The 17570-nt window shown below is 65.2% G+C and carries 15 protein-coding genes and 1 riboswitch; of the genes, 8 read left to right on the top strand and 7 right to left on the bottom strand.

The window, feature by feature from the left end:
• Positions 1 to 160: 160 nt before the first annotated feature.
• On the top strand, positions 161 to 1990 hold the full coding sequence (locus tag QA635_RS36865) for a peptidoglycan-binding protein (RefSeq protein WP_283064759.1): 1830 nt from the start codon (positions 161 to 163) through the stop codon (positions 1988 to 1990).
• A gap of 55 nt (positions 1991 to 2045) precedes the next feature.
• Here the strand turns inward: QA635_RS36865 and QA635_RS36860 are convergent, their stop codons facing one another.
• Positions 2046 to 2276 carry a hypothetical protein gene (locus QA635_RS36860; RefSeq protein WP_283064757.1) on the bottom strand — a complete coding sequence of 77 codons (231 nt, stop codon included), beginning with the start codon at positions 2274 to 2276 and terminating at the stop codon, positions 2046 to 2048.
• A 47-nt stretch (positions 2277 to 2323) separates the two neighbouring features.
• A riboswitch (guanidine-I (ykkC/yxkD leader) is annotated at positions 2324 to 2434 on the top strand.
• Between the two features lie 78 nt (positions 2435 to 2512).
• On the opposite strand from QA635_RS36860, the gene QA635_RS36855 reads away from it, so the two are divergent.
• From QA635_RS36855 to uca, 6 genes are read left to right on the top strand one after another with little or no spacing between them, the layout of a single operon-like run.
• Positions 2513 to 3586 (top strand): putative urea ABC transporter substrate-binding protein, encoded by a 1074-nt coding sequence (locus QA635_RS36855; protein WP_283064756.1) that lies wholly within the window; start codon positions 2513 to 2515, stop codon positions 3584 to 3586.
• Positions 3587 to 3632: 46 nt separating this feature from the next.
• Positions 3633 to 4451 carry an ABC transporter permease gene (locus tag QA635_RS36850; RefSeq protein ID WP_028332910.1) on the top strand — a complete coding sequence of 273 codons (819 nt, stop codon included), beginning with the start codon at positions 3633 to 3635 and terminating at the stop codon, positions 4449 to 4451.
• Entirely contained in the window at positions 4448 to 5281 is an 834-nt protein-coding gene (locus QA635_RS36845; RefSeq protein WP_283064754.1) for an ABC transporter ATP-binding protein, read from the top strand. The genes QA635_RS36850 and QA635_RS36845 overlap by 4 nt, the downstream gene beginning before the upstream one ends.
• Positions 5278 to 6123, top strand: a complete 846-nt coding sequence (locus tag QA635_RS36840) for an urea amidolyase associated protein UAAP1 (protein ID WP_283064752.1) — start codon at positions 5278 to 5280, stop codon at positions 6121 to 6123. Before QA635_RS36845 ends, QA635_RS36840 begins: the two co-directional genes overlap by 4 nt.
• On the top strand, positions 6120 to 6758 hold the full coding sequence (locus tag QA635_RS36835; RefSeq protein ID WP_283064751.1) for an urea amidolyase associated protein UAAP2: 639 nt from the start codon (positions 6120 to 6122) through the stop codon (positions 6756 to 6758). The genes QA635_RS36840 and QA635_RS36835 overlap by 4 nt, the downstream gene beginning before the upstream one ends.
• Positions 6759 to 6761: 3 nt before the next feature.
• On the top strand, positions 6762 to 10304 hold the full coding sequence (gene uca, locus QA635_RS36830; protein WP_283064749.1) for an urea carboxylase: 3543 nt from the start codon (positions 6762 to 6764) through the stop codon (positions 10302 to 10304).
• 16 nt (positions 10305 to 10320) lie between these two features.
• Here uca and QA635_RS36825 read toward each other — a convergent pair whose 3' ends face one another.
• Positions 10321 to 10611, bottom strand: a complete 291-nt coding sequence (locus QA635_RS36825; RefSeq protein WP_283064747.1) for a hypothetical protein — start codon at positions 10609 to 10611, stop codon at positions 10321 to 10323.
• A gap of 315 nt (positions 10612 to 10926) precedes the next feature.
• Between QA635_RS36825 and QA635_RS36820 the strand changes: the two genes are divergently transcribed.
• Complete coding sequence (locus tag QA635_RS36820) at positions 10927 to 11973, top strand: AraC family transcriptional regulator (protein WP_253624937.1); 1047 nt, start codon at positions 10927 to 10929, stop codon at positions 11971 to 11973.
• 291 nt (positions 11974 to 12264) lie between these two features.
• Here the strand turns inward: QA635_RS36820 and QA635_RS36815 are convergent, their stop codons facing one another.
• The 5 genes from QA635_RS36815 to QA635_RS36795 form a co-directional block, all read right to left on the bottom strand.
• A complete protein-coding gene (locus QA635_RS36815; protein WP_050385202.1) occupies positions 12265 to 12960 on the bottom strand; it encodes an ABC transporter ATP-binding protein in 696 nt (231 codons plus the stop codon).
• Complete coding sequence (locus QA635_RS36810; RefSeq protein ID WP_028332917.1) at positions 12960 to 13709, bottom strand: ABC transporter ATP-binding protein; 750 nt, start codon at positions 13707 to 13709, stop codon at positions 12960 to 12962. Before QA635_RS36810 ends, QA635_RS36815 begins: the two co-directional genes overlap by 1 nt.
• Positions 13706 to 14998 (bottom strand): branched-chain amino acid ABC transporter permease, encoded by a 1293-nt coding sequence (locus QA635_RS36805; protein ID WP_057017915.1) that lies wholly within the window; start codon positions 14996 to 14998, stop codon positions 13706 to 13708. Before QA635_RS36805 ends, QA635_RS36810 begins: the two co-directional genes overlap by 4 nt.
• Positions 14995 to 15942 (bottom strand): branched-chain amino acid ABC transporter permease, encoded by a 948-nt coding sequence (locus QA635_RS36800; RefSeq protein ID WP_016847025.1) that lies wholly within the window; start codon positions 15940 to 15942, stop codon positions 14995 to 14997. The genes QA635_RS36805 and QA635_RS36800 overlap by 4 nt, the downstream gene beginning before the upstream one ends.
• A gap of 159 nt (positions 15943 to 16101) precedes the next feature.
• Complete coding sequence (locus QA635_RS36795; RefSeq protein ID WP_057017914.1) at positions 16102 to 17340, bottom strand: branched-chain amino acid ABC transporter substrate-binding protein; 1239 nt, start codon at positions 17338 to 17340, stop codon at positions 16102 to 16104.
• Between the last annotated feature and the right edge of the window lie 230 nt (positions 17341 to 17570).

The raw sequence follows: 17570 nt of genomic DNA, 5'->3' as shown, positions 1-17570 counted from the left end.
GCTGTTTCCTCACAAGGCAGGTTCACCGGTGAGTCGCGCGCGCCGCTGCGTCGTGTCGCTCGCCGGCTTTGTTGGAACGCGGCCACGGCGTGGAGCGCGCCAGCCATTTGGCGCCAGCTTCGCAATCCGGCCAGCCGCTAAACTGCAGGAGGAATCGGTAATGCAGAGCAAGATGATGAAGAGCAAATTTCTGCTGACGACGGCCGTGCTGTTGGCCGGCGTCAGTCTCGCTTCGGCGCAGGGCATGCGCGAGGGCGGCGGCGGTGGCGGGGGCGGCATGGGTGGTGGCGGAAGCGTCGGCGCGGGCGGTGGCGGTAGCGAACACGGCCGCTCCGCAGGCTCGCCGGCCGGCAGTTCCGGCGGCGCAATGCATGGCAGTCCCGGGGCATCGCGAAGCGAAGGGCGAAGCGAAGGCATGACGGCCGGTCGCGGCCAGGGTGGCGCACGAGAAAGCCAGGGCGCACGAGAGAGCGGCAGGGCTGAAGGACAGATGGGCCGCGGTGCGGCCGAGCGCAGCCAGACCACCGGCCAGGCCCGCGAGAGCGGCCGCGCCGAGCAGGGTCAGCGCAGCCAGAGCAAGCAAGACCAGAGCAAGCAAGAGCAGACCGTCGGCCAGAGCCGAAACCAGCGCGAGCAGATGGGGCGATCTGAATCCCGCGAACGCGGCAGCGCCACGACGCGGCAAAGCCAGCAGCAGGAGAATCGCGCCAACACCGCGAACCCCAGCCAGGGCACCACGACCGGTCAGGGGACGGCTCAGGACAAGGCTCAAGGCAAGACTCAAGGCAAGGCGGGCACGACGACCGGCCAGAGCACGACCACGGGCCAGGCAAAGGGCGCCAACACGACCACCGGCCAGGGCACAACGGCGGCCCCGAATACGCGAGCCGGCCAGACCACGGGCGCGGCCGCTCCGCAGTCCGGCACGACGCAAAACCGGATGAACTCCGGACAGACCACCGGTCAGGCCCAGGGACAAACCGGGACAACCGCTCAGACCCAGGCGCAGTCGAACGCCACGGTCCAGACCGAGGCTGGGCGCACCGTGACCGCGCAGCAGCAGAGCACGATCCAGCGCTCGGTGCTGTCGGCGCGTAACGCACCGCGCGTCAATGTCAGTACGATCAACTTCGCGGTCAATCCGGGCGTGGTGGTGCCGCGGAGGTTCAACGCGGTGTCGGTCGCAACCTTCCCGGCGCTGATCGATGCGTTCCCGTATTATCGCGACGACAGCTTCTTCGTCGTCGAGGATGAAGTCGTGTTCCTCGATCGCGAGCGCCGCGTCGTCGACGTGGTCCCGGTCGGACCGCGGACACGCTTCAGCCATCGCGGCGGCGGCGGTGGTGGCGCTAGCGTTGCGATGATGGACCTGAACCCGCAGCAGATCCGCGAGGTGCAGCAGGTGCTGATCGACCGCGGCCTGCTGGTCGGCGAGGCTGACGGTGTATTGGGATCGCGGACCCGCGAGGCGCTGATCACCTTCCAGCGTCAGGAGGGCATCACGACCAGCGGCAGCGTCGACACGCGCACGGTGACCGCACTCGGCCTGTCCGACAGAATCGGTCAGGGCGCGGGCGCATCGTCGACGGTCGGCCAGAGCCGCACCCAGCAGAACACGACTGGACAGACGACCGGTCAGACCAACAACGCGCCGCAGAACCAATCGACCGGCCAGACCGGCGCTCAGCAGCCTGCCCAGCAGAACACGACCGGGCAGACCACGGGTCAGGCGAACTCGCCGCAGAACCAGTCGACAACCGGCCAGAGCGGAAATCAGCCGTCCGCTCAGCAGCAGGCCCCGCAGCAGAATACGACGGGCCAGGCTGCACCGCAGAACCAGAACCAGTCGACCGTCGGTCAGGGCAGCGGCAATCAGTCAAACGCCGGCCGGGACACGCAGTCGAGCCAGCCCAACCAGAACAACAATCCACCGTCGTCAGGCTCAGGCCAGAGCCCGCAGACGCCGGCGCAAAACTCCGATCGGAAATAGGATCTCTGTGCAGGAGCCCCGCTGCAGAGCGGGGCTCTTTTTTGCGATTTTGCGATCAGTCTTTTAGTTCGGAATTCGGCACCAGGCCGAACCGGCCGTGCAATCCGCGCCAGAGGCCGGCGCACAGAACACTCAGAAGCTTGCGCATCGAACTCCCCTCGACATCAACCATCGTGCGATCCTGCTGATGCCGGTCGCGAAAGGACAGAACCAATTCTGAGCAGGTCTGCGTAATCTTTGAGCAAGGCACCATCGCGGCCGCGCCGCGCGCGCGGAAAAATCTCATGAGATTCAATTGCCGGCCCGCTGGCACGCCTCGTGCATCAATGGCATCGAGTTGGCCGCTAGGGTTCCGATCTTGCGAAGCAAGGTGCTGGTCCGAGAGCAGCCGCTTGCGGGGGAGACATCCCCGCAGGTGCACGGCGGGATAAAAGCCCGGGAGACCTCGTCAGCCAAGGGATTGGCGGAGCGATGGTCTTTTCGCCAGTCCCTTTTTGTGAAATTTCGCAAGAGGGATCGGCAATGAACAAATTCGTTTTCTTCCTTCGCTCTGTTGTCATCGGCTGCGCGGTCGTGCTGGCGGCTGCGCCTGCGGCCGACGCCGCGCCGAAGAAAAGCTTCAAGGTCGCCTGGTCGATCTATGTCGGGTGGATGCCGTGGGGCTATGCGGCCGACACCGGCATCGTCAAGAAATGGGCCGACAAATACGGCATCGCGATCGAGGTCAAGCAGTTCAACGACTACGTTGAATCGATCAACCAGTACACCGCCGGCGGCTATGACGCCGTCACCATCACCAACATGGACGCACTCTCGATTCCGGCAGCCGGCGGCGTCGACACCACCGCGGTCGTGATGGGCGATTTCTCCAACGGCAACGACGCGGTGATCCTGAAGAACAAGACCGACCTCGCCGCGATCAAGGGCCAGACCGTCAACCTGGTCGAGTTCTCGGTGTCGCATTATCTGCTGGCGCGCGCGCTCGAGACCAGCAAGCTGAGCGAGAAGGACGTCAAGGTCATCAACACCTCCGACGCCGATATCGCGGCCGCCTACAAGACGCCTGACGTCAGCGCGGTGGTGACCTGGAATCCGATCGTGACGGAAATCCTCGGCTCGCCCGACGCGAAGAAGGTGTTCGATTCCTCGCAGATCCCCGGCGAGATCATGGACCTGATGGTGGTGAACACCGCAGTCGCCAAGGACAATCCGGATTTTGCCAAGGCGCTGGTCGGAATCTGGTACGAGACGCTGTCCAAAATGACGGCGAACGATGCCGCGGCGAAGGCCGCCAAGGAGGCGATGGCCAAGGCCTCCGGCACCGACCTCGCCGGCTTCGACAGCCAGCTCTCGACCACAAAACTGTTCGACAAGGCAACCGACGCCGAAGCCTTCACGCGCAGCCAGACCATCGGCGTGACCATGGATCGGGTGCGCAAGTTCCTGTTCGAGAAGGACCTGCTCGGCAAGGGCGCGAAGTCGGCCGACGCGGTCGGCATCGAGCTCGCCGACAAGTCGGTGCTCGGCGACAAGTCGAACGTCAAGCTGCGCTTCGACCCGACCTACATGGACGAGGCCGCCAAGGGCAAGCTCTGACGCCAAGCTCGGACGCGCAGCGCGTCGCCCCAAGCAGGAGCTGACCATGCGACTTGTGAACATACGGCCGGGACGGCAGACGCGGTTCTATCTGCTCGCGCTGCCGTTCGTATTGGTCGCAATCGCCTACTTCGCCGGCTCCAGCGCGCGGCTCGCGCAGAACCCGAACGACAAGCTGCTGCCGGCGCTGCCGAGCATGGTGCAGGCCGTCAAGCAGATGGCGTTCGAGGTCGACCCGCGCACCGGCGGCTATCTGATGGCCTCCGACACCGTCGCCAGCCTGGGGCGGCTCGGCTCGGCGCTGGCGATCTCGACGGTGGCGGCGCTCGTGCTCGGGATCGTGATCGGGCTGTTGCCGGGCGCCAATGCTCTGCTCGGGCCGTTCGTGTCCGTCACCTCGATGGTGCCGCCACTGGCATTGCTCCCGATCCTGTTCATCGTGATGGGATTGGGTGAGAATTCCAAGATCGCGCTGATCGTGATCGGGACGCTGCCCTGCATGATCCGCGACCTCGCCATGAAGGTGCAGGAGTTGCCACGCGAGCAGATCGTCAAGGCGCAGACGCTCGGCGCCTCGACCTGGCAGATCGCGCTGCGCGTCGCGATGCCGCAAACCCTGCCGCGGCTGATCGACGTGCTGCGCCTGCAGCTCGGGCCGGCGTGGTTGTTCCTGATCGCGGCGGAGGCGATCGCCTCCGATTCCGGGCTCGGCTACCGGATCTTCCTGGTGCGCCGCTATCTCGCGATGGACGTCATCATCCCCTACGTCGCCTGGATCACGCTGCTGGCGTTCCTGATCGATGTCGGCCTGCGCGTCATGCAGCGAAGGTTGTTTCCGTGGTTTGCCTCAGTGAGGGCGGAATGAGCGCGATCCGCTTCGACGACGTCTGGAAGGAATATGGCGACCACATCGTGCTCGAGCGCATCACGATGGAGGTCGAGCCGCGCGCCTTCATTGCGCTGGTCGGCCCGTCCGGCTGCGGCAAGACCACGCTGCTGCGTATGCTGCTCGGCGAGGAGCAGCCGACCCGCGGCCAGATCCTGGTCGACGGCAAGCCGTTGCCCGGCGAGCCGGACGCTGACCGCGGCGTGGTGTTCCAGCGCTACTCGGTGTTTCCGCATCTCACAGTGCTGCAGAACGTCATGCTCGGGCGCGAACTGCGCGACGCCAAATTCACCGGCCGGCTGTTCGGCGCCGCGCGCCGCGCTGCCGCCGACGAAGCGATGAAGCTGCTCACCGAGGTCGGGCTCGCCGGCCAGGAGAGTAAATATCCGTCCGCTTTGTCGGGCGGCATGCAGCAGCGGCTCGCGCTGGCGCAAGCGATCATGCGCGGCCCGAAGATCCTGCTGCTCGACGAGCCGTTCGGCGCGCTCGATCCCGGAATCCGCGCCGATATTCACCTTCTGATGAAGCGGCTCTGGAACGAGACCCATCTCACCGTCGTGATGGTGACGCATGACCTCAGCGAAGCCTTCGGACTCGCGACGCGCGTGATCGCGCTGGAGCGGCAGCGCAACCGGCCCGAGGAGCGCGACCGCTACGGCGCCACGGTGTCGCGCGACCTCGAGATCTTCCCGCGCCGCAGTGCGGAGTTGCGGACGTCAGTTCAACCAGCTCCGACCGGGACGACCCGGTCAGGCAAGGAGCATCAGCCGGGACGGCCCGGCGCTCTCGTCTTGAAGGAGCAACCATGATCCTGTCAGAGGAACAAAAGGCCGAGATCGCGGCGCATACCCGGCGATATAACGAACTGAAGGCGGCGGGGCAGGAGCACGCGCCGCGGGCGCTGCCGGCGCCGACCGCGCGCGACGCCGCGCCGATCGATGCCGACACGGTCATTCACCGCGAGACGATCCCATCCGGCTGGTACTGGACCACGCGGCTGAACCGCGGCGACACCCTGCGCATCGTCAACACGTCGGGCACGTCGGCCGTCAGCCTACTCGCCTGGAACAGTGCCGACACAACCGAGCGGCTCAACCACGCCGACACCATCAAGGTGCAGTGGGCGGCGCGGTTGCAGAAGGGGCGGGTGCTGCTGTCCGACATGGGGCGCGCGCTGCTTGGGATCACCGAGGACAGCAGCGCCGCACATGATGCCGTGGTCGGCGGCTCGACCGCGGCGACCAACCTGGCCAGATACGGCGAAGGCAATTTCCGCAACACACGTGACAATTTCATTCTCGCCGCGGCCAAGCTTGGCCTTGATCGCCGCGACGTCCATCCCTGCGTCAGCTTCTTCGCACCGGTCGCGATCGACGCCGACGGCAAGTTTGTCTGGTCGGAGCAGCGGCGGCAGAAGGGCGATTTCGTCGATCTGCGCGCGGAGATGGGCCTTCTGATCGCGCTGTCGAACTGCCCGCATCCGCTCGATCCCGCCAAAACCTTTCCGCAGGCGAGCGTCGAGATCGTGCGCTATCGCGCGGCCGCGCCGGCGGCCGACGATCTGTGCCGGACCGCGACCGCGGAAGCGGTCCGCGCCTATCAGAACAATGCGCTGTATCTCGGCGAAGCCCTGGAAGGAGCCGTGCGATGACCATGCAATCTGTTCGCACCGCCGGCCGCATCGTCCTCGATGTCGAAATTCCCGCGCGCAAGCCGTGGTCGGCGATCATCCGCAAGGGGCAGACGCTGCGGATCACCGATAGCCATGGCCAGCAGGCGGTCGATACGCTGTTCTATTGCGCCGGTGATTTCGGCGAGCGCTACAGCGGCCAGGATACGCTGCGCGCGCAGGGCTCGGCCTATGTCGGGCTCGGCACCAGGATCATGTCCAACGAAGGCCGCGTGATGCTGCGTGTGACGGCCGACAGCTGCGGCCTGCACGACACCTCGGCGGGCGCCTGCTCGTGCGAGAGCAACACCGTGCGGTTCGGGCACCAGACCCGCTACCAGCACGCCTGCCGCGAGAATTTCGTGATCGAGGCCGCGAAATACGGCATGTCGAAGCGCGACATCGTGCCGAATCTCAACTTCTTCATGAACGTGCCAATCGATCCCGCCGGCAATTTCACCGTGGTCGATGGCGTCTCCAAGCCGGGCGACGCCATCGAGCTGGTCGCCGAGATGGACGTGCTGTGCCTGATCTCGAACTGTCCGCAGATCAACAACCCCTGCAACGGATTCTTTCCGACGCCGGTTCAGGTGACGATCTTCGAGCCGGAGGCGTGAGGCATGTTCAGCAAGGTCCTGATTGCCAACCGCGGCGAGATCGCCAGGCGGATCGGCAGAACATTGCGCCGCATGGGCATCTCTTCGGTCGCGGTCTGTTCCGACGCCGACCGTTTCACCCGGCCGGTGCTCGACGCCGACGAGGCGGTGCGGATCGGTCCGGCGCCCGCCGCGGAGAGCTATCTCAACGTCGATGCGATCATGGCGGCGTGCCTTGCGACCGGCGCGCAGGCGGTGCACCCCGGTTACGGCTTCCTGTCAGAGAACCGCCGTTTCGCCGAGCGGCTCGCCGAGCACGGCATCAAATTCATCGGGCCGCGGCCTGAGCATCTCGACGCCTTCGGCCTCAAGCACAAGGCACGCGAGATCGCCGAGCGCAGCGGCGTGCCATTGTTGCCGGGCTCCGGCCTGCTGGAGACCATCGACGAGGCGGTGCAACAGGCTGAAGCGATCGGCTTCCCGGTGATGCTGAAGAGCACGGCGGGCGGCGGCGGCATCGGGATGCAGCTGTGCCACGACATGGCGACGCTGCGCGAACGCTTCGAATCGGTGCAGCGTACCGCGCGGGCAAGCTTCGGCGACGCCCGGGTCTATCTCGAGCGGTTCGTTGCGCGCGCGCGGCATATCGAGGTGCAGATCTTCGGCAATGGCGAGGGCGACGTGGTCGCGCTCGGCGAGCGCGATTGCTCGCTGCAGCGGCGCAACCAGAAGGTCTTTGAGGAGACGCCCGCGCCGGGACTCTCCGCCGACATCCGCCGGCGGCTGCACGCGGCCGCGGTGTCGCTCGGCAAGGCCGTGTCGTACGAGTCCGCCGGCACCGTGGAGTTCATCTACGACGTCGAGCGCGACGATTTCTATTTCCTCGAGGTGAACACCCGCCTGCAGGTCGAGCATCCCGTCACCGAGCAGGTCAACGGCGTCGACCTCGTCGAATGGATGATCCGGCAGGCGGCCGGCGAGGATGTGCTCAGCCAGGCGGGTGAGCCTGCGCCAAAGGGCGCGGCGATCGAGGTGCGGCTCTATGCCGAGAATCCGGGCGCGGGCTTCCGGCCGAGCGCGGGCCGGCTGACGCAGGTCAGCTTTTCGCCGGAGGCGCGGATCGACGGCTGGATCGAGACCGGCACCGAAGTATCGCCGTTCTACGATCCGATGCTGGCCAAGATCATCGTTTCAGCCGAGACGCGCGAGGCCGCGATCGCGCGGCTTTCGAAGGTGCTGGACGATACGGTGGTGGCCGGCATCGAGACCAATCTCGACTATCTGCGTGCGATTGCGGCGTCCGACGTGTTCCGCAGCGGGCAGGTGGCGACGAGTGTGCTTGGCGAATTCGGCTATCGCCCCCGCACCATCGACGTTGTCGCGCCGGGCGCGCAAAGCGGAGTGCAGGAATTGCCCGGCCGGCTGCATCTCTGGCATGTCGGCGTACCGCCGAGCGGCCCGATGGACGAACGCTCGTTTCGCCTCGCCAATCGCGTGGTCGGCAATCCGGAGACGACGACCGCACTGGAGCTGACGGTCAACGGGCCGACCTTGCGCTTCAACACCGATGCGATCGTCGCTCTGTCGGGCGCGCAGATGAAGGCATCGCTCGACGGCGCTGATGTCGCCTACGATGAGCCGCTCGCGATACGCGCCGGCCAGACGCTTGCCATCGGCAGCATCAAGGGCCCGGGCCAGCGCACATACCTCGCCGTGCGCGGCGGCATCGACGTGCCCGAAATTCTCGGGTCGCGTGCCGTGTTTGCGCTCGGCGCGTTCGGCGGCCATGCGACGGGATCGCTGAAGGCCGGCGACGTCTTGCATATCGGTGCCGGGCCATCGGGCCCTGCGGCGCCGCGGCGCGCCGCGGAGGACGAGCGGCCGCAACTCACATCGGCGTGGCAGATCGGCGTCATCTATGGCCCGCACGGCGCGCCGGATTTCTTCCTCGACGAGGATATCGAGACGCTGTTCGCGGCGAGCTACGAGGTGCACTTCAACAGCGCCCGCACCGGCGTGCGGCTGATCGGGCCGAAGCCGCGCTGGGCGCGCGCCGACGGCGGCGAGGCCGGGCTGCATCCGTCGAACATCCATGACAACGCCTATGCGGTCGGCTCGATCGACTTCACCGGCGACATGCCGATCATTCTCGGGCCCGACGGACCGAGCCTCGGCGGCTTTGTCTGTCCGGCCGTTGTCGCCCGCGACGAACTCTGGAAGGTCGGCCAGCTCCGGCCCGGCGACACGGTCCGCTTCGTGCCGGTTAAACGCGACGATCCGGTTGCCGGCCCCACGGCGCTGCGCGCGCCCGAGCTCGGATCGGCGATCATCGGTCGGAATGACGACGGCCCGATTCCGGTGGTCTACCGCCGCGCCGGCGACGACAATCTGCTGGTCGAATATGGTCCGATGGAGCTCGACATCGCGCTGCGGCTGCGCGCGCATGTGCTGGCGCAGGCGTTGGAGGAAGCGAAGCTCCGCGGCCTCGTCGATCTGACGCCCGGCATCCGCTCGCTGCAGATCCATTATGACGGCACGGCGCTGTCGCGGCAAAAGCTGCTCGACGTGCTCAAGCGGATCGAGCGCGAATTGCCGCCGGTCGACGCGATGCGGGTGCCGAGCCGCACCGTGCATCTGCCGCTGTCGTGGCGCGATCCGGAGGCCGAGCTAGCGATGCGCAAATATCAGGAGCTGGTGCGCGCGGACGCGCCATGGTGTCCGTCAAATGTCGAGTTCATCCGGCGCATCAACGGACTTGCGAGCGAGGACGATATCCGCCGCATCGTGTTCGACGCGGATTATTTCGTGCTCGGCCTCGGCGATGTCTATCTCGGCGCGCCGGTGGCGACGCCGCTCGACCCGCGGCATCGGCTGGTGACCACGAAGTACAACCCGGCGCGGACCTGGACGCCGGAAAACGCGGTCGGCATCGGCGGCGCCTATATGTGCATCTACGGCATGGAAGGGCCGGGCGGCTACCAGCTGTTCGGCCGTACCATCCAGGTCTGGAACACCTGGCGCACCACGCGGGTGTTCGAGCCGGGCCATCCCTGGCTGCTGCGGTTCTTCGACAAGATCCGCTTCTTCCCGGTCGACGCCGACGAACTCCTCGACGCCCGCGCCGCGTTCCCGCACGGCCAATACGACATCAGGATCGAAGACGGCGAGTTCTCCTACGCCGACTACGCCAGGACACTGGCCGACGCCAAGCCGTCGATCGCCGCGTTCAAGACAACGCAGCAGGCCGCGTTCGACGCCGAGCGCCAGCGCTGGCGCGAGATGAAGCTCGACGAGACGCCGGCTGAAACGATCGATGCGGCAGCCGCCGCGACGGGGATTCCCGACGGTCAGATCGGCGCGTTCTCCGAAGTGCCCGGTAACATCTGGAAGGTGCTGGTCGAGGAAGGCGCCAAGGTCGCGGCCGGCGACGTGCTGGCCATCATCGAGTCCATGAAGATGGAGATCTCCGTGCACGCGCCCGCGGCGGGCCGCATCGCCTCGGTGCCGGTGAAGCCCGGCCAGACGCTGCGCGCGGGCGATGTCGTGGCGTTGCTCCGGCCGGGCTAGGGTGGCTACAGTCGCGCTAGTCCTTGGGATCGGCCGGTGGGACGAGCGGAGCGGGCGTCTCGGCCTCTTTCTCCACCCGCTGCCGGCCTTGATGATCAATTGTCGCGTTCTGCCTTAACATCCGATCGATCTTCATCCTCACGCGGCGTGCCGCCAGCAATCCCAGGACTGCCTGAACCGTTCCCGAGAAGTTGCGATCGCCGATGGAGAACGAGTAGCGCCAGGTGCCGGCGGCCTCGCCTTCAATGATCGTGTAATGAATTGAACGATGAATGCCGCTATGCTGGGCGGGTGTTTGTCCAACCACGACCTAGCTCATACAGCTGTTCGCTTCGGCGCCAATCGCCTGCCCCAGCGAATTTGCATGCTTGACCAAGCCCATGACGAGTTCGCCCTGCGCGGGCCCATTGGAAGCTGACTGCCGTCGTTTCAAGGCAGAAATGGAGTGGCCGCGGAGCAATCGGCTAGACGATTTGCGCCCGTTGCGTCTTGTGATCCTGGGTCGTTAAATTGCGAGATGGTGTCAGACCGGATGCCTCGAACCCATGAGCTCGTTTGACATAGGTCAAAATACGATCCCGGAAGCTCCCGACGTTGAGCCACGAACACAGTTCGGTGCCGAATGAAAGCCGCCACACGCGTTGCTAGCGCCTTGCCGTCGATACCGAGCTCTGCCGGGGGAATCGCGCGTCTCGCATGTGCCCGGCTGCGCGATGCGCAGGTTGATCCGGCCCCGATCGTGTCAGCTGCAGGCCTGGAAATCGACGACGTCGAGGACCACAAGCGCCGCATCGATGCACGAGCGCAGGTCAGGCTGCTCGAACTCGCCGCAAGGGAATTGCAGGACGACTGCTTCGGACTCCATCTGGCTCAAGGCTTCGAGCTGGGCGAGATCGGGCTTCTGTACTACGTCATGGCTTCATCGGAGCATCTCGTTGACGCCTTGCAAATCGGCGGACGCTACTGCGCGATCAACAACGAGGGTGTGCGGTTGCGAAGCTCGCTGGATCGCGGCTTCGCCATCGGGTTCGAATATGTCAACATCGATCGGTCGTCGGATCGTCACCATGCGGAATTCTGGCTGGTTGCGCTGATCCGTATTTGCCGCGCACTGACTGACGGCAGGCTGGTCCCAAAGCAAATCAAGTTGAAGCACTCCAGACGAGAAACGCCGTCGGATGTGCGATCTCTTCTTGGATGCGAGATCGAATTTGCAGCGGACAGCGACGAGCTCTTGTTTCCGTCCCGGATCGGCGCATTGCCTGTCGTGGGGGCCGATTTGCATCTCAACAGGATGTTGCTTCAATATGCCGACGAAGCGCTTCGTAACCGGGCACCGAGACGAAGCAGCGTGCAGTCACGCGTCGAAGGACACATCGCCCAGTTGCTGCCGCACGGCAAAGCCAATGCCGAGGCGGTCGCGCGTCGTCTTGGCATGAGCCGGAGAACTCTCGCTCGCGCATTGTCCTCGGAGGGAGTGGACTTCTCAGACGTTCTCAAGGCGTTTCGAATTGCCCTTGCCCGCCATTACCTCGAAGATGAGGAGCTGCCGATTTCCAAGATCGCATGGCTATTGGGCTACAGCGAGGTCTCTTCCTTCACACATGCGTTCGTCCGCTGGACCGGCCTCACGCCGAGGGCCTATCGCAGCTCGAATGGCGATCGGTGATGGGCTGACACCAGCTCTCAACTAGCTGGCACAGACTAGCAAGACCTGGCGGAGTGTACTCCGCTAGGGCAGTCCGATGCAGTCGAACCTCTTTTCCCAGCTCGCGTGTCGCTGTCGCCGCGCTTCGGCCGTGGTTTTCGGCCCCATGACCGGGGACGACTGGCTATTCCTGGCTTCGATAATTTGTTTCCACAGTCTCTTGGTCGCGCTGGTCTGGGTCGTGTTCGCGAGCTGACTGACGACGTTGCTAAGCCGACTTTCGATTGCGTCGTCTATTCGCCGGCTGCCGCCTCACACCTCGAGCCATTCCTCGCGAACGGCGGCATTGCTCTTGAGCTGGTCGGGGGTGCCTTCGAACACCACGCGGCCGTGGCCCATGATGTAGACCCGGTTGGAGATCTTCATCGCGATCGACAGCTTCTGCTCGACAAGGAGAATCGCGACGCCGGCCTTGGCGATCCGCGCGATCAGCTCGCCGACCTGCTGCACGATCAGCGGTGCGAGGCCTTCGGTCGGCTCGTCGATCATCATCAATTCGGGGTCGCCGAGCAGCGTGCGGCAGGTGGTCAGCATCTGCTTCTCGCCGCCTGACAGCACGCCCGCCGGCGTGTCGGCGCGCGCGGCGAGGTTCGGGAACATGTCGAGCATCTCCTGCAGCCGCCACTTGCCGGGGCGGCGCGGGTCCTTGATGCCGAGGATCAGGTTCTGGCGAACCGTCAGGCTCGGGAAGATATCGCGATGCTCCGGCACATAGCCGAGGCCGAGGCGTGCGATCTTGTGGCTCGGAAGACCTGCGATATCCTGGCCCTTGAAGCGGATGGTGCCCTGCGGCGGCACCTCGCCCATGATCGCCTTGACGGTGGTGGAGCGGCCGACGCCATTGCGCCCGAGCAGGCTGACGACCTCGCCGGCCGCGATGTCGAGATCGACGCCCTGCAGGATGTGGCTCTTGCCGTAATAGGCGTGAAGATTCCTGACCTCGAGCATCAGTCGACCTCCTCGCCGAGATAGGCTTCCTTGACCTTCGGATTGCCGCGGATCTCCTCCGGCGTGCCGGAGGCGATGATGTGGCCGTAGACCAAGACCGAGATGCGGTCGGCGAGGCCGAACACCACGCTCATGTCGTGCTCGACGATGACGAGTGTGCGCCCCTCGGTGAGACGGCGGATCAGCGCGACGGCGCGCTCGGTCTCGGCGTGGCTCATGCCCGCGGTCGGCTCGTCCAGCATGATGACGCTGGCGCCGCCCGCGATCGTGATGCCGATCTCGAGCTCGCGCTGCTCGGCATAGGTCAAGAGGCCCGCCGGCACGTCGCGGCGGTGGCTGAGATGGATGTCGTCGAGGATCTGCGCGGTGCGCTGCTTCACCTCGGGCAGATTGTCGACGTTCTTCCAGAACGCGTAGCGGTGGCCGGTCGCCCACAGCACGGCGCAGCGGACGTTCTCCCACACCGTCATGCGGGCGAACACGTTGGTGACCTGGAACGAGCGCGACAGCCCGCGCCGGTTGATCTCGAAGGGCCGCAAGCCCGAGGTCACCTCGCCGTTGAGGCGGATCTCGCCCGAGGTCGGCTTGATGTGGCCAGAGATCAGGTTGAACGTCGTCGACTTGCCGGCGCCGTTCGGGCCGATGATGGCGTGACGCTCGCCCTTGGCGACGCTCAGGTTGAGATCGCGGATGATGGCGACATTGCCGAAGCTCTTCTCGACGGCGTTGACTTGGATGGCAGCGGTCATGCGAGATACCCCCGGTCACGGGCCACCGTCGCGGCGCGGTCCCAGGCTTCCGCAACACGCCGCCAGGTGATGCGCGCGACCAGGAAGCCGCCGACGAGCAGGACCGCCGCGGCCGCCCAGGTCGTCGGCGCCGTGGCGACGAAGGGAACGCCGAGCAGGTTGATCACATCGCCGCCCGAGAAGCGCGCAACGGTTTCGATGGTCAGGATGATGCCGAGCGCCAGCGCCAGCGTCGGGATCGTCGCGACCAGATAGGACGGGATCACGGTGCCGAGGGTCCCGGCGCGGATCAGCGGACGATGCTTCATCAGGATGCCGGCGATGCCGCCGGGCGCGAACATCACGATGCCGATGAAGATGATGCCGAAATAAAGCTGCCAGACCGAGGTGACGCTGGTCAGCCCGAGCTGCAGATAGGTCACCAGGATGGCGCCGAGGATTGGACCGAAGAAATAGGCGGTGCCGCCGATGAACGCGGAGAACAGCACGAGGCCCGATTGCGTCGCGCCGAGATAGGCCGAGTTGGCGATCTCGAAATTGATCGCGGTCAGCCCGCCGGCGATGCCGGCGAAGAAGCCGGCGAACATGTAGGCGAGATAGCGCACCACATGCGGATCGTAGCCGATGAACTCGACGCGCTCCGGATTGTCGCGCACCGCGTTGCAGATCCGCCCGAGCGGCGTGCGGGTCAGCGCATACATCGCGATCGCCGACACCATCACCCAGAACGCGATCAGGTAATAGACCTGGATCTGCGGCCCGAAGGTCCAGCCGAACATCGGCATCAGCGAGGTGCGGTCGGTGGTGATGCCGGATTCGCCGCCGAACACGCTGCGCAGGATCAGCGACGACGAGGCGACCAGTTCGCCGATGCCGAGCGAGATCATCGCGAACACGGTGCCGGCGCGCTTGGTCATGACCCAGCCGACGAGGAGGGCGAACGCCATGCCGCCGATGCCGCCGACCAGCGGGATCACCGGCAGCGGGATCGGCCAGTTGTGGCTCGCGACCGCATTCATGACATGTACGGCGAGGAAGCCGCCGAGGCCGTACTGCACCGCGTGGCCGAACGACAGCAGCCCGGTCTGGCCGAGCAGGATGTTGTAGGACAGCGCGAAGATGATCGCGATGCCGATCAGGCTGAAGGAGGTCAGCGAGCCGCCGGTGCCGAACACCAGCGGCAGCACGACCAGCGCGACCGCGGCGAGCAGCCAAACGCCATAGAAGCTCAAGGCGCTGCCGGGCTCCTGCTTGGCCGCAGCGATGGAGGGCGTGGAAGCGTTGCTCATGACTCGCGCGTCCCCAATAGGCCCATGGGGCGGAAGATCAGGACCAGCACCAGCAGCACATAGGGCAGGATCGGCGCGATCTGCGCGATCGTGACGTTCCAGATGTCCGTGAGCGGCGAGGGGCCGAGGCTCGGATCGAGCGGGCCGAACACGCTGGCGAGCGACCCGTTCAAAGCAACTGCAAAGGTCTGGATCAAGCCGATCAGGAGCGAAGCGATGAAGGCGCCGGGCAGCGAGCCGAGGCCGCCGAACACGATGACGACGAACAGGATCGGGCCGAGCAGCGCGGCCATGTCGGACTGCGTCACCAGCGAGGGACCGGCGATGACGCCGGCGAGACCCGCAAGCGCGCTGCCGACGCCGAACACCAGCATGAACACACGGCCGACATTGTGGCCGAGATGGCCGACCATGCTCGGATGGGTCAGCGCGGCCTGCACGATCAGGCCGACGCGCGTCTTCTTCAAGGTGACCAGCAGCGCGATGAAGATCACGACCGAGATCACCAGCATGAAGATCTTGTAGGCGGGGTAATTGGTGGAGAACACGGTGAAGGCGGGGAAGTCGAGCGCCGCCGGGACGCGGTAGTCGACCGGGCTCTTGCCCCAGATCATCGAGACGATCTCTTCGATCGCGAAGGCTAAGCCAAAGGTCAGCAGCAGTTCGGCGACATGGCCGTGCTTGTGGGTGTTGCGCAGACCGTAGCGCTCGACCGCCATGCCGACCGCGCCGACCAGCAGCGGCGCCAGCACCAGGGCAGGCCAGAATCCGATCCAGCGGGTGAGCTGAAAGCCGAAGAATGCGCCGAGCATGTAGAAGCTGGCATGCGCGAAGTTCAGCACGCCCATCATGCTGAAGATGACGGTGAGCCCGCTGGACAACAGGAACAGCAGCATGCCGAACAGGACGCCGTTGAGCGTCGAGATGACGATCAGCTCAGCCACGGCGCACTCGCTTGAGACTGGAACGGTTCACGTGATCAGACCTGTCGAAGGAAAGGAGCTTACCTGTCATTCCGGGCGATGCGAAGCATCGAACCCGGAATGACGAAATTCCGGGTTCGCTCGCTGGCGCGAGCGCCCCGGAATGACCGAAGTGGCCGATCAGGGCCGCTTCATGTTGCAGGTGGTCGGAAGCATCGTCTGCGCGGTGTCGATCTTGGACACGATGCGCCAGCCCCAGCCGGTGTTTTCCTCGTCGAACGGCTCCTTGGTCTTGTCGGCCAGCGCGCCGAACGAGGAGATGTAGATCGGCTGGAAGAACTGGTGGTCGTCCTTGCGGATGAAGCCCTCGCCGCCGTCGAACACTTCGAACTTCATGCCTTCGAGTGCGGCCGCGACCTTCACCGGATCGATCGAATTGGCCTTCTCGGCGGCCGCCTTGAACATCCGCATCTCGTTGACCGCGCGCGGATACCAGACGGAAATGCCGGTCTTGGCGCGGAAGTCCTTCTCGAAATCCATCGCCGCCTTGTTGCCGGAGTTCGGGACGCCTTCGCTGATCTGGAACACCTGGCCCTCGAGGCCGGCCTGCTTGACCGCGGTCGGTCCGCCGGCGCCGCCGGCATAATAGGTGTACCAGTTGACCTTGAGGCCGGCGTCAGCCGCCGCCTTCAACAGCAGCGCGAAGTCCTGGCCCCAGTTGCCGGTCACGACGGTGTCGGCGCCGGACGCCTTGATCTTGGCGATGTAGGGCGAGAAGTCGGTGACCTTGAGCATCGGGTGCAGTTCGTCGCCGACGACCTGGATATCCGGCCGCTTTTCGCCCAGCATCTTGCGCGCCGTGGTGCGCACCGACTGGCCGAACGAATAGTCCATGTTGATCAGATAGACCTTCTTGATGGACGGCTGGCCCTTCATGTAGTTGGTCAGCGCTTCCATCTTGATGTCCGAGTTCGCATCCCAGCGGAAATGCCAGTAGCTGCACTTCTCGTTGGTCATCGCCGGATCGACCGCGGCGTAGTTGAAGTAGAGCACTTCCTTGCCGGGGTTGCGCGAATTGTGCTTGGTGACGAAGTCTTCCAGCGCCGCGCCGACCGACGAGCCGTTGCCCTGGGTGATGTAGTGGACGCCGGCGTCGACCGCCTTCTGCGCCTGCACCAGGCTTTCCTGCGGATTGGTCTTGTTGTCGAGTGGGACGATCTCGACCTTGTGGCCGAGGATGCCGCCCTTGGCGTTCAACTCGTCGGCGAGATACTGAAACGTCTTCAGGCCGCCTTCGCCAACGCTGGCGCCGCCGCCGGAGAGCGGATCGATATAGCCGATCTTGATGGATTCCTGCGCGGACGCCGCGCCTCCCAACACCGTCAGCGCTGCCGCGGCGGCAACGATCAGCCTATGCATCCTGCGTTCTCCCTTGCTCGTGTTTCTTGATCTTTAGCGATCGAGGCCGTCTCATAACCCCAATCGCCGAGCCTTCGCAACTTTCGCTTTGAATACTGCGTCAAGTTTTAGCAGAAGGTATTATGATGTTATAGGCCATATGCCGCCGGAATCGGGCGTAGTTTTGAATTACAGGTAAACTTTTGGATGGGGCTCACGCTTATTCTCGGTTCCGAACCGGCGTCGTCCGT

The organism is Bradyrhizobium brasilense (assembly GCF_029714345.1).
In the GTDB taxonomy this organism is placed as follows: domain Bacteria; phylum Pseudomonadota; class Alphaproteobacteria; order Rhizobiales; family Xanthobacteraceae; genus Bradyrhizobium; species Bradyrhizobium australafricanum.
This window is presented reverse-complemented; position numbering and strand designations above follow the sequence as displayed.

Excerpts from the sequence above, each read along its gene's own strand:
- QA635_RS36835 (WP_283064751.1), top strand. The coding sequence starts at position 6,120 with ATGACCATGCAATCTGTTCGCACCGCCGGCCGCATCGTCCTCGATGTC.
- QA635_RS36845 (WP_283064754.1), top strand. The coding sequence starts at position 4,448 with ATGAGCGCGATCCGCTTCGACGACGTCTGGAAGGAATATGGCGACCAC.
- QA635_RS36865 (WP_283064759.1), top strand. The coding sequence starts at position 161 with ATGCAGAGCAAGATGATGAAGAGCAAATTTCTGCTGACGACGGCCGTG.
- QA635_RS36855 (WP_283064756.1), top strand. The coding sequence starts at position 2,513 with ATGAACAAATTCGTTTTCTTCCTTCGCTCTGTTGTCATCGGCTGCGCG.
- QA635_RS36820 (WP_253624937.1), top strand. The coding sequence starts at position 10,927 with ATGAAAGCCGCCACACGCGTTGCTAGCGCCTTGCCGTCGATACCGAGC.
- QA635_RS36815 (WP_050385202.1), bottom strand. The coding sequence starts at position 12,960 with ATGCTCGAGGTCAGGAATCTTCACGCCTATTACGGCAAGAGCCACATC.
- QA635_RS36850 (WP_028332910.1), top strand. The coding sequence starts at position 3,633 with ATGCGACTTGTGAACATACGGCCGGGACGGCAGACGCGGTTCTATCTG.
- QA635_RS36795 (WP_057017914.1), bottom strand. The coding sequence starts at position 17,340 with ATGCATAGGCTGATCGTTGCCGCCGCGGCAGCGCTGACGGTGTTGGGA.
- QA635_RS36810 (WP_028332917.1), bottom strand. The coding sequence starts at position 13,709 with ATGACCGCTGCCATCCAAGTCAACGCCGTCGAGAAGAGCTTCGGCAAT.
- QA635_RS36805 (WP_057017915.1), bottom strand. The coding sequence starts at position 14,998 with ATGAGCAACGCTTCCACGCCCTCCATCGCTGCGGCCAAGCAGGAGCCC.
- QA635_RS36840 (WP_283064752.1), top strand. The coding sequence starts at position 5,278 with ATGATCCTGTCAGAGGAACAAAAGGCCGAGATCGCGGCGCATACCCGG.
- QA635_RS36860 (WP_283064757.1), bottom strand. The coding sequence starts at position 2,276 with ATGAGATTTTTCCGCGCGCGCGGCGCGGCCGCGATGGTGCCTTGCTCA.
- uca (WP_283064749.1), top strand. The coding sequence starts at position 6,762 with ATGTTCAGCAAGGTCCTGATTGCCAACCGCGGCGAGATCGCCAGGCGG.